The following is a 13,890-nucleotide window of genomic DNA, read 5'->3' on the forward strand; positions in this document are numbered from 1 at the left end:
TTATTTTTTATTTGGTGTAAATTTCTTGAACGGGGATTCCTTTTTCGTAGATTTTGGTTCCTAGTAAAACCCCTTCAGAGTCATAAAATGTCCATTCTCCCGTGGGCAGCCATTCTATTTTTGAATTTATAATTGCTTTATTGGAAACTCCTATTTGTTGAATTTTTCCTGTATTATGATATTTGATGATGTGGCAACTATTTTTTTTATACTTTTCTTTAGAAGTTAATCGATCACTGATGAACTCTTTCCAAGTTCCAATTTTTTCTCCTTTTTTGTATCTTCCTTTTGCGCTGGATTCGATATTCATGAATTTTTCCGTTTGAATCCATTTACCTGTTTTTAATCCGTTTTTGGTTTGATTAATTTTACAGCTAGTGAGGCTTATGCATAAAAGAAGAAGGATAATTTTATATTGATTTTGTGTTTCCATTTCTACAGATTAAAACATTGCTCTACAAATGTAGAATAAAAATTAAAATAAACAAATTTTAAAAAAAAATATTTTGGTAGTCAGTGGTTTGCGTTAAGGATGGGAGTGGAAATCCTTTTTATTTTTTTTGGTTTAAAAAATAAAAAGATTGAGAACGGACAGCCTGACCCGCTATTTTCAGCGGGAAACGCCCAAAAAAAATCCGCCCTGTTTAGAGCGGATTTAGTATTTAATGAAAGGAATTTATTTTGATAACTCCACAAAATATTTGTAAAACAACGGAATGGTTTCAATTCCTTTCAGGTAATTGAAGATCCCGAAATGTTCGTTTGGCGAGTGAATGGCATCGCTGTCCAGACCAAATCCCATTAGAATTGTCTTGCTTTTTAGTTCTTTTTCGAATAGCGCTACGATAGGAATACTTCCTCCGGAACGCACCGGAATTGCGGGAACGCCAAAGGTTTCAGTATACGCAATGTTTGCGGCTTTGTAGCCAATGCTATCTATTGGGGTTACGTAACCTTGTCCGCCATGATGTGGTTTTACTTTTACGGTAACGCCGGCAGGAGCAAGGCTGGTGAAATGTTTGGTGAACAATTCGGTGATTTGCTCCCAATCTTGATTTGGAACCAAACGCATCGAGATTTTAGCGAAAGCTTTGCTGGCAATAACTGTTTTAGCACCTTCTCCGGTGTAACCACCCCAGATTCCGTTGACATCCAATGTAGGACGAATGGAATTTCTTTCGTTTGTTACATAGCCTTTTTCGCCATAAACGTCATTAAGGTCTAATGCTTTTTTATAGTTTTCTAAATTGAAAGGCGCTTTGGCCATTTCGGCTCTTTCTTCCAAGGATAGTTCTGCTACATTATCATAGAAACCGGGAATGGTAATGTGGTTGTTTTCATCATGAAGCGAAGCAATCATTTTAGCCAAAACATTGATAGGATTGGCAACAGCACCTCCGTACAATCCAGAATGTAAATCACGGTTTGGTCCCGTAACTTCTACTTCTACATAGCTTAAACCACGTAAACCTGTTGTAATTGATGGCTGCTGATTAGAGATCATTCCGGTATCCGAAATTAAAATCACATCGTTTTTTAGTTTTTCCTGATTGCGTTCTACGAACCAACTCAAGCTTTTGGAACCAATTTCCTCTTCGCCTTCAATCATGAACTTTACGTTGCAAGGCAAAGTATTGGATTGAACCATATATTCTAATGCTTTTACGTGCATGTACATTTGGCCTTTGTCATCACAAGATCCACGGGCAAAAATGGCACCGTCGGGATGAATTTCGGTTTTCTTGATTACGGGTTCAAAAGGTGGAGAAGTCCATAATTCGATTGGGTCTGGTGGTTGAACATCATAATGTCCATAGACTAAAACGGTGGGCAATGCTGGGTCTATAATCTTTTCACCATATACGATTGGATACCCTGGAGTATCACAAATTTCAACAAAATCACAGCCTGCTTTTTCTAAACTGGCTTTTACGGCATCAGCCGTTTCAAAAACATCGTGAGAATAAGCAGTGTCAGCACTTACGGATGGGATTTTTAATAATTCGATTAACTCATTGATAAAGCGGTCTTTGTGTTCTTGAACGTATGCTTTAATATTTTCCATTATTTGAATTTTGTTTATATTTCAAAAGTACAAAAAAGAGTATGAATATTTTTTATCAAAATTGTTTTGAAAATTGGAAGTTAAGTGTATCTTTGCACCCACAATTGCGCGGATATGGTGAAATTGGTAGACATGCCAGACTTAGGATCTGGTGCCGCAAGGCGTGTAGGTTCGAGTCCTATTATCCGCACTTTAAAAACCCCTAAAACGTTTATAATCAATGTTTTAGGGATTTTTTGTTTCTAATTTTGCCGAAACTTTGCCGAGAATATAATTTATTTTTTTTAAAACTGTTCCCCAAGTATTCTAAACATTTCTATTGTCTTTATACAATTTACGTTGAAAGGTATTGCGGCATCAGGCATCTTCACTTTATTCTTACTGTTTGGACTGCTAACTTCGTGGGTAATTAGCTCGTTTTTATTTGTCATAGCGTAAGCAATTAACCAAGCATCCGCTTCATCAGCATCAAGAAATTCGCTTATAGCTGACTGTGAGTATTGTGCTGATTTTGAATAAACCCAGTTGATCAGCAAGGTATAATTAGGCATAACGGTAGTTGTATCTTTAAAAAAATCTGCTGGTAGATTATCAGCACACCATTGCGATAACTCATCTTTATTTAGATGTAATTCTTTCAATACTTTATCTATAGAGATGATTCGTCCGTCGTGAGCTAATTCTTTAACCTTATTCCAAAAACTTGGGAACACATCAAATGGATAACTATTTCTATGAGCTTCAATAAAAAAATTACTATCAAGTAAGAATGGAATTGCCATAGGATTAATGAAGGTGTTGTGCTACAAACTTTTGAAAAGTATCTCCTTTCAATCCTGTTATTTTATATGCATCACGATGCAGTAATTTATTTTGATTAACCGCTTGATTTACATAAGTTGCAAAACTAACACTTACTCTTTTTCTAGCGGTAGCGTAAAAATCGCCACCACTTCCTTGATTTTGTTTTTTGTTTTTAAAACTTTCTATATAACCATTATAAAATGTAAAAAATTCAGCTCTTGTAATTAGCCCTAAATCCATCGCTCTTCTTGCAATTACTATGGGGCTTACTTTGAAATAACGTCGTGCAAAATCAATCCCTGGCTTTTTCTGCCACAAATCAATTAGAGATTTAGCGGGTACAAGAAATTCGGCAGCTACCGCATCACATAATTTTTCTATTGGGTCGTTAGCTGGAAGTAAGTTTTGATTATCAAAGCCTGCACTTTCACCTAACCAAATATGAGCTAATTCATGTATAATAGTAAATAATTGAGCTGCTTTAGCATCTGCTGCATTTATAAACATAAATGGAGCATGTTGGTTTACCAATACAAAGCCCCTGCATTCGTCAACATTAATGGGTCTATGTGTATTGTTTTCAACCACCCCATTAAAGTTTATAAAAACTCCAATTTCTTCAATTTTGTTTGTAATAAAGCTTAAAGTTTCTTCAAAAGTTTGAAATTCACTAGCCCAATTTGGCTCTAAACCAATTGTATTCCTTATATCTGCTACAATTGTTTCAAAGGTATTGTTTACATTGTATTTACCGACAAAAGATAATGGCTCTTGTTCATTCTCTGTTAAATAATCTGTGATCCAATTTTGACGTCGTTGTAAAATCTGTATTGTGTCGAACACATTTAAGCTCACTTTATTAGTGATTGTATTTCCAGTTCTGAAAAAAGGAAACGGAATACTTTCCGTAGGTGGCTCCGGGAGAAATAAATAACCAAAAGGAATATGAACCCTATTAGCAAATTCTTCTAATTGTTTAACGGTAGGATTCTTGATGTTTTCTAACCATTTTTGAACATTAGGAAACTTTATCAAATAATCATGTAATTCGTATCCAGCTCGAGCAATTGCCCAAGTAAGCATATTAGGATTAATATTGACTTCTGTTCTCATAAGTTACAAACTTAATTATTTTCTTTATAAAAAGTATTTACATTATGAAATTTTACAGTAAATTGGTTCTATGATATTAAAGTCTTGATTGGTTCTTTATTTTAGAGGCTTTGCATTTACATGAAATTTTGGTTGTTGTTCTGTCAGAATGTATTATAAGTTATAAAAACATAATGAGTATGAGAAAAACAATTTTTAAAATCAGCATACACTTGTTGATTTCTAGTATTTTAACAAGTTTAGAGCATTTGGTAGTTCAATTTGGCGGACAGGCATTTCCACTCGACAGGTTCTGTTTCAATGAGAATTTGAATGTAAATGTATTTTAAAAGAAACACCAGTTTGGGAGTGTAGGGTTCGATTCCCTTGCCTGTCGCTAAAAAGCCGTAATCATATTACGGCTTTTTTTTATTAATAACAGGAATAGTCTAACCCAGCTTTATTTTGTAATTTCTTCATCTGTTAATTCATATAATTTATACACTAATCATTTTATGTAAGCTCACTTTTTAAAGCTTAAGTAGGCTTTTTAGAACTTCTTCTTTTTTATAGTATACTCGGTTACCAAAGCCATAGCTGGTAAGTCTTCCAGTTCTAGTATGTTTCCAAAGTGAAGTTCTTTTAATTTTGAGGAGTTCACAAGTTTCATCTACTGATAATAACGTATTAGAATCATTAAGAGATGATAGACTGAGCTTTTCAATGGTTTTTTCTACGTTGTTTAATTTTTCTAAAATAATTTCAAAAGGATTTTCCATTTTTAATGCAAAATAAAAAGAGAATTTAGTCCATTTCAAATTTTTAATATTGAATGTATGTATCCTTAAATTTTTATTAATTCAATTTTTTAATGCTTCTCAAAACTTCTCCTTTTTTATAATATACTCTGTTACCAATCCCATAGCTGGTTAGTTTACAGCTTTTGGTATGTTTCCAAAGTGAAGAAAAGTTAATTTTTAGTAATTCACAAGTTTCAACTCTAGACAACAAAATTTCATCGTCGTTTTTTGTTGGTATATTGAGTTTTTCAATGGCTTTCTCAATATTGTTTAATTTCTCTAAAATGATTTCAAAAGGATTTTCCATTTTTTAATGCAAAATTAGAAAGGAAAAGTTATTGGCTTTAATTTATTAGGTAGAAAATACGGCATCATTTCTGAAATTTTTATTTTCATTGTATTTTACATATCCCAATTGGTTAGTAATCAATTTTGTTTTGCCAATAGTGAAATCAGTCACATTACAATGATGGTGACCGTAAATCCAGTAGTCTATTTCATTATTTTCAATAACTGATGACATTTCAGTCCCAAAAGCTTCATTTATATTGCTGTTGACGTATTTCTCTGGATAATTGAAAAATGTAGGTGGATGATGGGTTATAACAACCGTGTGAGCATCTGTTTTTGTTTGGAATGTTTCTTCTAAAAATGATCTACTTTCCAGATGGAGCTGGTTATAATCTTGGACAATTAATCGTTTTTCATTTTTTTGAATTACTCTAAAATCCGAAAGGCTTTGTTCAATTAAAAACTGTTTTTCTACCGAAATTTGTGACCATAAGGTTGAAAATACTAGCCTCGTTCCATTGATAGTTTTCACCGTATTGTTCAGTAAAGTTACATTGTCTCTGATTTTTTCCTCAAAAGAACCACTTCTTTTGGAAATATCTGAATTATAGTATTCATGGTTGCCGGGAATCCAAAACGTTTGTTCAAAATGATTGGACACATAATCAAAGAACTTTTGGTGCTGGTGTATTTCTTTAAAAAGCACAATATCACCCGCTAATATTAGAATGTCACCTTTTGGAATGATAGGATTAGACAAAACCCATTTTCGGTTGTCTAAAAATTCTAAATGGAGGTCAGAGCAATATTGGATTAGCATATGAATATGTTTTTATCTTAATCTACAATAAATTTGATTATTATACTTTCTATGAAAAAAATAATCATTATCTATAATAATTAGTGTTCGTCTTTTTCTCCTCTAGCTCCTTAATATCTTTATCATTTAATAATTCATCTTCTTTTCTTACTAAAGGATCATACCAATCAATTTTATCTTTTGCCCAATTTATCCAATTTCTAAGTTCTGGATCATCATAATTATTTACAACAGCATTATCTTCAACTGTTTTAATATAATTTCTTAATTTAGTTACTTTATCTAATCTTTCTGCATTAGCCAGTAGGAATTTAAAATTAGTTAGTTCAATTTGTTTTCTTTTTTCTAACTCCTGTTTTATTCTTAATTCTTCATCATATTTTAATCTCCAAAGTCGAGACTCTTCTTCTTTTATTTTTATCTCTTGCGCATCAATTTCTAATTTTGCAAGAATTTTGCCTATCTGGTCCTCTAGCTTTAATTTGCCATCCCTCCATTCTTTATCTCCTGACCATTTTCCTGTTTTTAAAGCAAATACACCATTAGGGATATACTTATATTGGTCACCATAGCCAGTGCTTCTATCAAAAACTCTTTTTTTCGTCTCTCGAAGGTATATTGGTATTTCAGTACCATTAATAATTGTTAATGTATCATTATTGATTACTTTAATAGAATGTCCTCGATACTGAATTAATTTGATTAATGCATCCATAAAACAAAGTGCTCTTCCCTCATTTTCTGGTTCAACACTAATGGATAGAATATTATCTCCTCTCTTATAATCCCAGTTTTTCTTTTTCTTGTTACTAAAATAATTTTTTGTAGCAACAATTAACTTGTCTGGGTTGTCTAATGTTTGACTTACAATTAAAGGAGCATTTTTGTCTTCAAGAATTTGTTTTGTTAAAATTGTTACCGGAGATTGGTCCAGATTAACTTCAGATCCTTCTTTTCGTATTTCAAGTTGTATTTTATCCTCTCCTTCAAATTCAATCGGAAGTTTATCGATTATTACGGATTTATTAAAATTGATTTTTTGCCAATATCCATTTCTTGGAATAGGAATATTCATCCTTATGCAAAGTTTTCTAAAGCCATTATCTGATATAGCATATTTTTTTGAAAGGGCGCTCATCGTTTCTTTCCAGACTAAATTATGTAGTTCTTTGCGAGTGAGAGTTACTTTTTCCATTTTGATTGATCGTTAGTAAAATCAAAATGAAATTAAGAAAATTTACTCAAATAAAACCTCTTCTAGCTCTTCTTTTAATTTTGATTTAAGTTCCTCAAAATTATCAAACAATAACTTACGCTCTTTCAATGATTCTGAAGTAATATTCTTATCAATTATACTCAATTTGTATGCTTCAATATTTATAGAAGTATTGTCTGCAAGCGCATCTTTGATTTGAATTGAGTTATGATTTGTATCTCCATTTGAGAGAATAGTTTTAGGGTAAAACAATTTGATATCAGTTATATTAAATCGGACAGCATAGGCCAGCATTTGATATAAATCAGGTTGTGCGATTCCTCTTTTATTATCATTAGAATCATCATATACCATTTTGTATTTGGTGTCGACAATAATCTTTTTGTCGCCTAGATCTAATACCAAATCGGGTTTCAATCCGAAATTTTTTGCTTCATCCAAATACTTCCCTGTTACTTGTCCTTTTGGATTTACACCTTCAATTTCTCTATCGATAAAGCCAAAAAGGAAATCTTCGAAAACATACTCCATTGGCAATAAAAAAGCGAAGAGTTTTAAGGAATTTTTATAATTGAAGGAAATGCTATTTTCCAAAAATAATACGCAATAATCCCTAACGGTTTCAAAACTCGAAAACATGGGATTGAATAAAATTCTTTTGCATTCATCCGCTGGAATGGCAACATCACTCACTTCATCCAAAAGAAAAAGGATATCGTATAAATTGCGTTTGTTCTGAGAATCTTTTGTAGCAGATATTAATAATTTTGCAACTTGTTTAATACATTGATTGAAGTTGTTGTCCATCTCAAAAGAATCAAACACACAACTAACTTTGTGGTTTCTTCCTCTGGAAAGATTATTAGTAATATAACTGTCAAAATCAATCCTTCCTTTTACAAAAGAAAGTTCACTTTCTACTTCAACATATTTTTGGTAAATAGAGGAACTCAAAAGTTCTTTGGTGTATTTGCTAAAAAGATAAATTAATATTTCAAAAAAATCAGACTGTTCATTACCAAGACCAGTTTGATAATTGGGAAATTTTAGTTTTCTGCAATAACTCAACCACCACAAAATATGTGCGTTTATTGCTTTAACATCATGTACCGAAGCTTCTTTTGATGCATCATAAAAGATTTTTGGTAAAAGATTTATGGTTTGATCTTCAAAATGTATGACACCAACATATTTATTGGATTTTAATTGATTTGTTTTATGCAGAAACTGCAAGAAGTGTTGTACCTCCTCACGGTTTTCATCCTCATTGTAATAACTTGCTTTTTCTCGTTTATTCCAAATATCATCCAGGAACACTTCGAGATTTTCGAAATGCTCCTCAGGGAAGTCTGTTTTATTTTGATATTCAAAGAGATTAATCATCTACGACAGCATTTTTAAAGGCCAACCACCGATCGTTATTGCAGCTGCTTGTAATATAGCGGTCACTTCTTTTTCATCATTCATGAAATATTCTAGTAAAAGTGGAATTACTTTTTTGTTTATGGTATTCTCTAATGTATATCCATCACCCATAAAATAAGCATGGCCTATGGTAAAATCATGACTTTTTCGAATTAAAATAGCTTCATTGATATTTTGAAGTTTGTTTGTATCATATATCTTTTCTTCTAAGCCATCATACAAAGGATACATAGGAATAAAATCAAAACGTCTTCTTAAAGCAATATCTAATAATGCAATTGATTTATCTGCTGTATTCATTGTACCAATGATATACAAGTTTGAAGGCACAATAAACGAATCTCCAGAAGGCAATGTTACACGAAGTGGGATTTTACCATCAGAACGTTTGTCTTCTTCAATGAGCGTAATTAATTCCCCAAAAACTCTGGAGATATTAGCACGGTTTATTTCATCGATGATGATGATGTAATTTTTACGTTCAACAGCTACTAACTGACTTTTACCTTTTTCTAAAAGCAATGCTAGAATAGGATTGTAGTACGGTTGCAAACCTCCTAAAATAATATCGTTAACACCCTTTTCGTACATCTTTCTCAAGGTATTGATGCTCAATGTATGTTGAGATTCACCAATGTTTTTTCTGAACTCAATTGATTTTTCTCCAATTTCTGTAAGGTAGAAACTAGACTTTTTCATTTTGATTTCGAGTTCAACAACATCTAGATCATTCAGGGGTTTAATTAGTTCTTGTAAAACGATATCAAATTCTTTTTTGGCCGTTGCTGGGTTTTTTGAAGCTTCTAGATTTTTATATGCACGATCGGCAATTCGTTTAAAAACACCATCTTTCTTTTCAAAGCTAAGTTCTTTGCCATTTTCAGTATCAGGGCGTATTCCTTGAATGAAATCTTCGTAGCTATAGTTTTGATGAAAGGTTATGAATTCTATTTGATTGTTTAAATTTTCATTAAATACTTGTAAAGCATCACTATAGCTTATGTTTTCATTACCAGCAACAATTTTAGCTGCTTCTAAAACAGTATTGTATGTTTTACCAGTTCCTGGAGGACCATAAAGAATTTGATTGAGTGGTTGGTGTTTTAATTCTATTGATGTAATACCAACAATTTCCTCAATAGTGTCGTCGATTAAATCAAAAACTACATCATGATTTTTGTAATTTTTAAAACGTTCTTCCATTTTTTTGAACATTTTATTTTGTTCTTCGGTAGAAAACCGATGTGCTATAAATGAATTATCTTTAACTTTACTATTTTGAATTTCTGCATCGACTATTGGAATAATTTTGTCTAAATCATCTTCTAAATCAAACACCATGCTTTCAAAATTGATATATTGTTTATTTGATGATACTTGAGAAAACTCCATTTTATGAGCGTCTTCACTTCTCGAAAATCTATCCCCAAAACTTTCAAGTTTTAACCTAATATTTTTGATTAAATCAAGGGCTAATTGATTTTGTTTGTTTTCTGGATTTTTAGTTTGGTTAAATTGAATATGATAAGTAATTTCATTTTTGTTTATTTTGAAAACAAGATTGATTAAATCTGACGATGAACCAGGATAAGCAACTGGAATAAACCAAAATGTTGTGGAAAAGTAACTAGATTTTTCCGTACCTATAAAATAGTTTAACTCAGCTCCTTTATTTGCCTTTTGTCTTACTGAAAAAGTAAAATTTTTATTATGATTATGTTTGGTCATTAACCAATTATATACTTGTTTTTCGTAGTCTTTGTAGCTATTCATTTATTAAAATATTTTTCTGTTTTCATAGATATTAGATTCTATTTCCAGTGTTAATTAAATTTTCTAAAATTCAACTTAACAACTATTCTTCTTTAATTTTAGTATTATTTTCTATTATTGTTTTATAAAATATTATAATTTCATTAGTTTCATTATTCAATTCTGCTAACACAGCTTTTAAGTCGTCTTTCTTTAAAGTAAATTTACCTATTGCCATTCCATACAAAAACTCTAAAAGAGCCTCGCCTTGAGCTTCTGTTCGGTACTTAAATATCGTAATTAGTATATCTTTCATTTCTTTAGATAATGCCGAATCAATGGCATAATTCATTTCTTCGTTTCTCGCGCAACGAAGAAAACTGGCTTGAATTACACCATCATTAAAACGGTTGAAGTTAGATGGAGATAAAAGGTTTCTTATAAAAGAACTTTGTTTTAAAATATGAGAGAGATTTCCAGAATTACGAAGTCGATTAACAACATAAGCAATGCTAAAAAAAACATCTGATTGTGACGCATGTTCTGCATAATCTACTCTATCAAAAAAAGCAGAATTGCGTCTAATTCCTAATATTTCTTTGTTATCAGAGAATAAGTTAGGGAGAAATAGGTGTTTTGACAAACCTTTTATTTCTTGAGATTCACAATTAACAAGAGATTTTTCTCGTTCTCTAAGGAATTCAAATACCTCGGGGTTATCTACCTCTTTTAAGTATTTTTGAATAAAATCTAATTCTTTTTGCCATGAATTTGACTCTGATAAATTAGAGCAAGCGATTGTTTCTACCTCAATGAATGTACTGTTTTCGGGGCCATAATCACCATATTTTAGATTTGTTTTTAAAAATTTATTACTTTCAGTATTTGAAATTCTATTAATGCCAATAAAGAAAATAATTCGTAAATTATTATCTCTTAGAGCCCTGTTTAAATAAAGTAAATTTTTCCCGTTTGAAATGCAAGATGAAACAATTAAAATACTCCCTGATGGTTTCTCAGCTACTGAAGAAAAGTTATTCTGACTGAACATTTGAGGTATATTCTCTTTCTTATAATTAGGCTCTATCCTATTTAAGATGTAATGAGCTAACAACTCAGAAGAATGATCATTTAAAAAAACAATATATTTTAAATTGCTTGGAACAAACTGATCGATATATGCATCAAGTTTAGTTTGATGATCTTTAAATCTATCTAAATTTTGAATTATTTTTGAATAATCAATGTAAATCTCATATTTACGACTAGAAGATTGATCAGTATCTTTATAATTAACTTTTAAAACACTTTCCTCCTTTTTGTCAGAGATGAATTGATTCATAAACTTAGCCGAAGTTTGAATGGCTATATCTGCACCATTAATTACGATACTATTTATTTTAGGTTTTTCTAGTAAAAAAACATCACCCGAAACTTCTATTGGGAAAGATCCATTATTACATAAATCACAGTTATCATCCGTATATGTTTTATATGGATCAACACCCTTCGGGTTATTATCTGATTTAGTAAGATTACAAATAACTTGTTCTTTTGTTATTTGACTTGGATTTTTATTTTCAAGATAAAATAATACGATTACATCTTCTTTCGAAATAGCTGCTTGTTTTTTTATAATATATTCAATAATACTACCAGATGTTGATGCTGAAATAAGAATAAATGAATTTGGTTTTAATTGAAATTTCTCATCATACAAACCTTCATAAGACTTGAAGCTATTGATAGGATAATTCATTTGTTCACCTAAAGGTTTAAAACGATTAGCCAAATTAATCATTGCTAAAGCAACAGAATTTATTGAAGATGTATCACAGTATATATACCTATAGTTCTTTTTATTAAATTGTTTTAAAAGCCCTAATGCCAAAAATGTTATTTCGCAACTATATAAAAGAACATTAGCTGTTCTTAAGAAACGTTGACTATGTTTTCCTGATGGAAAAACATAATGCTGAGAGTCTCCTATTGATTCAACTAAACCTTCATGATTTAAAAAAAAATTTTGAGTTCCAAAAGTCAAATAGTTTTTACTAAAACTTTCTAAATAATTAAACCCTTTTAAATTAACACTACTAACTTCTTTTAACTCTCCAATATGATTAAATGATAAGAGATGTAAATCATCATAAAAACTTTTATTATCAATTTTTGGAACATATTTAAAAATTGCTGGCCTATTTTCTATAATCTGTTTTTCAAAATCAACAATATAATCTCCTCCTATAAATATTGTTTTATCTGTCTGGTATTCTTTAGAGTAAAAATTTTTTATTTCAATTTGAAGTTGAGATATGTCGATTGTAATATCAGCACAAAATATTACTGTAGCAGTCGTCTTTCCTTCTTTTTTGAGCTGCTTTTTATATTCTAGATTAAATATATAGAAACTATTCATCTTCGTTTTTATTAGTGAATGAAATTGGATAAAGAACGCTGACTAAAGTTCCTGAGCATAAATTGTTTAAAGAAAGTAATTTTTCTGACCCTGTATTCCAATCAAATATTTGCATTTTATCTGGATTAAAATTTTCGGCAAGTCTATATGGGTCATTAATCATATTACGATATACACAATACTTATCTGTCTTAATACGAATAAAACCACGGTCATCAAGCAAACTCAAAATTCGATCTAGACCGATACCTTTATCATTTTCCAGATTGCCTACTGAAGAAGTCTGATGTTTTATCAAACAACTTTTTAATATTTGGAAGTCATCTTTAATATTATGTTTATTATTAAACTTCTTTATAAATCCGCTTCCAGTATCAAAAACTGAAATTTCAATAAAGAATAACTGCTGCAAATCATTAGTTTCTAAAGATGGATGTGAAAAATAATTTGTCATAATCTTATCCGAAGCATTATCGTCTAAGATATTTAACTGCGTTTTTTTATAAGACCTTATGTATAAACCCCTAATATTTGGATTCCATGGTCTACCCAATTCATTTTCCTTTCCCCATTCAAATGTATTTTTCATTAGTTCAAAAATAATTCCAGTAAGATCACTGAATTTTTTTTGTACTGCGGCTTTACTTTTTCCGTACTTTATAACATCATCTATGATAGGTTTCTTAAGGATAACTTCTAAATCTTCTTCTGTGGTATTAAATGAGCCATTTTGTTCAAAAAAATTAAGAATACCACTTTCTGAATCAAAATGATCTAAATTAAGAAGCAATAATTTTTCCCCTTTCATAGCTTCAGCTTTGCGCATTTTTAAAATAAACTTATTCTGAAATTGTCTTAAAAAAGGACGTAAATTATTTCCTGAAGGGTTCGAAATTGTAACCTCATTCCAAGCCAAAGAAATAATGGGAAAAAATATTTCATGCTCATAATATTTCTCGGCTCTAAGAAAATCATCAATATTAAGATCAATAATTAGTTCACCACGCTTTTCAGACCTTATCCAAGTAGCTGCAAATTGAATTATACTTGGAGCAAGACTAAAGAAGTATTTTTCAATATTTCGAGGAAGTCTTAGGTTAATTTTATTATATGAATTTTCATTAAGTTGATCATAAAGGCTATCAACTTCAAAAAGCTTAATTGAATTCTTTATTCTTATTTCTTTCATAATACCTTATGTTACGT

13 protein-coding genes and 1 tRNA gene are annotated in these 13,890 nt (G+C 30.8%); 2 read left to right on the plus strand and 12 right to left on the minus strand.

The features are described 5' to 3' along the window. Positions 1–7 precede the first annotated feature (7 nt). Both ACNQF8_RS05725 and ACNQF8_RS05730 read right to left on the minus strand, forming a co-directional pair. Entirely contained in the window at positions 8–433 is a 426-nt protein-coding gene (locus ACNQF8_RS05725) for a hypothetical protein (RefSeq protein ID WP_417953039.1), read from the minus strand. A gap of 243 nt (positions 434–676) precedes the next feature. Further along, a complete protein-coding gene (locus ACNQF8_RS05730; protein WP_417953040.1) occupies positions 677–2,065 on the minus strand; it encodes a dipeptidase in 1,389 nt (462 codons plus the stop codon). A 108-nt stretch (positions 2,066–2,173) separates the two neighbouring features. On the opposite strand from ACNQF8_RS05730, the gene ACNQF8_RS05735 reads away from it, so the two are divergent. Continuing rightward, a tRNA-Leu gene (locus ACNQF8_RS05735) sits at positions 2,174–2,255 on the plus strand. Between the two features lie 94 nt (positions 2,256–2,349). Here the strand turns inward: ACNQF8_RS05735 and ACNQF8_RS05740 are convergent. Further along, the gene (locus ACNQF8_RS05740; RefSeq protein ID WP_282717548.1) at positions 2,350–2,847 is read right to left on the minus strand and encodes a DUF4411 family protein; all 498 of its coding nucleotides are present in this window, start codon (positions 2,845–2,847) and stop codon (positions 2,350–2,352) included. A gap of 4 nt (positions 2,848–2,851) precedes the next feature. After that, complete coding sequence (locus tag ACNQF8_RS05745; RefSeq protein ID WP_282717547.1) at positions 2,852–3,982, minus strand: ImmA/IrrE family metallo-endopeptidase; 1,131 nt, start codon at positions 3,980–3,982, stop codon at positions 2,852–2,854. Between the two features lie 179 nt (positions 3,983–4,161). Here ACNQF8_RS05745 and ACNQF8_RS05750 point away from each other — a divergent pair, with 179 nt between their 5' ends. Further along, positions 4,162–4,311 (plus strand): hypothetical protein, encoded by a 150-nt coding sequence (locus ACNQF8_RS05750; protein ID WP_282717545.1) that lies wholly within the window; start codon positions 4,162–4,164, stop codon positions 4,309–4,311. A gap of 180 nt (positions 4,312–4,491) precedes the next feature. Here the strand turns inward: ACNQF8_RS05750 and ACNQF8_RS05755 are convergent, their stop codons facing one another. From ACNQF8_RS05755 to ACNQF8_RS05790, 8 genes are all read right to left on the minus strand, one after another. Then, entirely contained in the window at positions 4,492–4,740 is a 249-nt protein-coding gene (locus tag ACNQF8_RS05755; RefSeq protein WP_282717543.1) for a helix-turn-helix domain-containing protein, read from the minus strand. 76 nt (positions 4,741–4,816) lie between these two features. Then, positions 4,817–5,068: a MerR family transcriptional regulator gene (locus tag ACNQF8_RS05760; protein ID WP_282717542.1), complete on the minus strand. Its 252-nt coding sequence runs from the start codon at positions 5,066–5,068 to the stop codon at positions 4,817–4,819. Between the two features lie 45 nt (positions 5,069–5,113). Next, on the minus strand, positions 5,114–5,872 hold the full coding sequence (locus tag ACNQF8_RS05765) for a metallophosphoesterase (protein ID WP_282717541.1): 759 nt from the start codon (positions 5,870–5,872) through the stop codon (positions 5,114–5,116). Between the two features lie 67 nt (positions 5,873–5,939). Further along, positions 5,940–7,067: a hypothetical protein gene (locus tag ACNQF8_RS05770; protein WP_282717540.1), complete on the minus strand. Its 1,128-nt coding sequence runs from the start codon at positions 7,065–7,067 to the stop codon at positions 5,940–5,942. 42 nt (positions 7,068–7,109) lie between these two features. Continuing rightward, positions 7,110–8,471: an McrC family protein gene (locus ACNQF8_RS05775; RefSeq protein WP_282717539.1), complete on the minus strand. Its 1,362-nt coding sequence runs from the start codon at positions 8,469–8,471 to the stop codon at positions 7,110–7,112. Then, positions 8,472–10,286: an McrB family protein gene (locus tag ACNQF8_RS05780; protein ID WP_282717537.1), complete on the minus strand. Its 1,815-nt coding sequence runs from the start codon at positions 10,284–10,286 to the stop codon at positions 8,472–8,474. It lies immediately after the preceding gene. An 82-nt stretch (positions 10,287–10,368) separates the two neighbouring features. Further along, positions 10,369–12,684 carry a hypothetical protein gene (locus tag ACNQF8_RS05785; RefSeq protein WP_282717535.1) on the minus strand — a complete coding sequence of 772 codons (2,316 nt, stop codon included), beginning with the start codon at positions 12,682–12,684 and terminating at the stop codon, positions 10,369–10,371. After that, a complete protein-coding gene (locus tag ACNQF8_RS05790) occupies positions 12,677–13,873 on the minus strand; it encodes a hypothetical protein (RefSeq protein ID WP_282717533.1) in 1,197 nt (398 codons plus the stop codon). Before ACNQF8_RS05790 ends, ACNQF8_RS05785 begins: the two co-directional genes overlap by 8 nt. Between the last annotated feature and the right edge of the window lie 17 nt (positions 13,874–13,890).

It is taken from the genome of Flavobacterium labens, from assembly GCF_048286755.1.
Lineage (GTDB): Bacteria > Bacteroidota > Bacteroidia > Flavobacteriales > Flavobacteriaceae > Flavobacterium.

Excerpts from the sequence above, each read along its gene's own strand:
- ACNQF8_RS05760 (WP_282717542.1), bottom strand. The coding sequence starts at position 5,068 with ATGGAAAATCCTTTTGAAATCATTTTAGAGAAATTAAACAATATTGAG.
- ACNQF8_RS05730 (WP_417953040.1), bottom strand. The coding sequence starts at position 2,065 with ATGGAAAATATTAAAGCATACGTTCAAGAACACAAAGACCGCTTTATC.
- ACNQF8_RS05775 (WP_282717539.1), bottom strand. The coding sequence starts at position 8,471 with ATGATTAATCTCTTTGAATATCAAAATAAAACAGACTTCCCTGAGGAG.
- ACNQF8_RS05755 (WP_282717543.1), bottom strand. The coding sequence starts at position 4,740 with ATGGAAAATCCTTTTGAAATTATTTTAGAAAAATTAAACAACGTAGAA.
- ACNQF8_RS05765 (WP_282717541.1), bottom strand. The coding sequence starts at position 5,872 with ATGCTAATCCAATATTGCTCTGACCTCCATTTAGAATTTTTAGACAAC.
- ACNQF8_RS05750 (WP_282717545.1), top strand. The coding sequence starts at position 4,162 with ATGAGAAAAACAATTTTTAAAATCAGCATACACTTGTTGATTTCTAGT.
- ACNQF8_RS05745 (WP_282717547.1), bottom strand. The coding sequence starts at position 3,982 with ATGAGAACAGAAGTCAATATTAATCCTAATATGCTTACTTGGGCAATT.
- ACNQF8_RS05780 (WP_282717537.1), bottom strand. The coding sequence starts at position 10,286 with ATGAATAGCTACAAAGACTACGAAAAACAAGTATATAATTGGTTAATG.
- ACNQF8_RS05740 (WP_282717548.1), bottom strand. The coding sequence starts at position 2,847 with ATGGCAATTCCATTCTTACTTGATAGTAATTTTTTTATTGAAGCTCAT.
- ACNQF8_RS05790 (WP_282717533.1), bottom strand. The coding sequence starts at position 13,873 with ATGAAAGAAATAAGAATAAAGAATTCAATTAAGCTTTTTGAAGTTGAT.
- ACNQF8_RS05725 (WP_417953039.1), bottom strand. The coding sequence starts at position 433 with ATGGAAACACAAAATCAATATAAAATTATCCTTCTTCTTTTATGCATA.
- ACNQF8_RS05770 (WP_282717540.1), bottom strand. The coding sequence starts at position 7,067 with ATGGAAAAAGTAACTCTCACTCGCAAAGAACTACATAATTTAGTCTGG.
- ACNQF8_RS05785 (WP_282717535.1), bottom strand. The coding sequence starts at position 12,684 with ATGAATAGTTTCTATATATTTAATCTAGAATATAAAAAGCAGCTCAAA.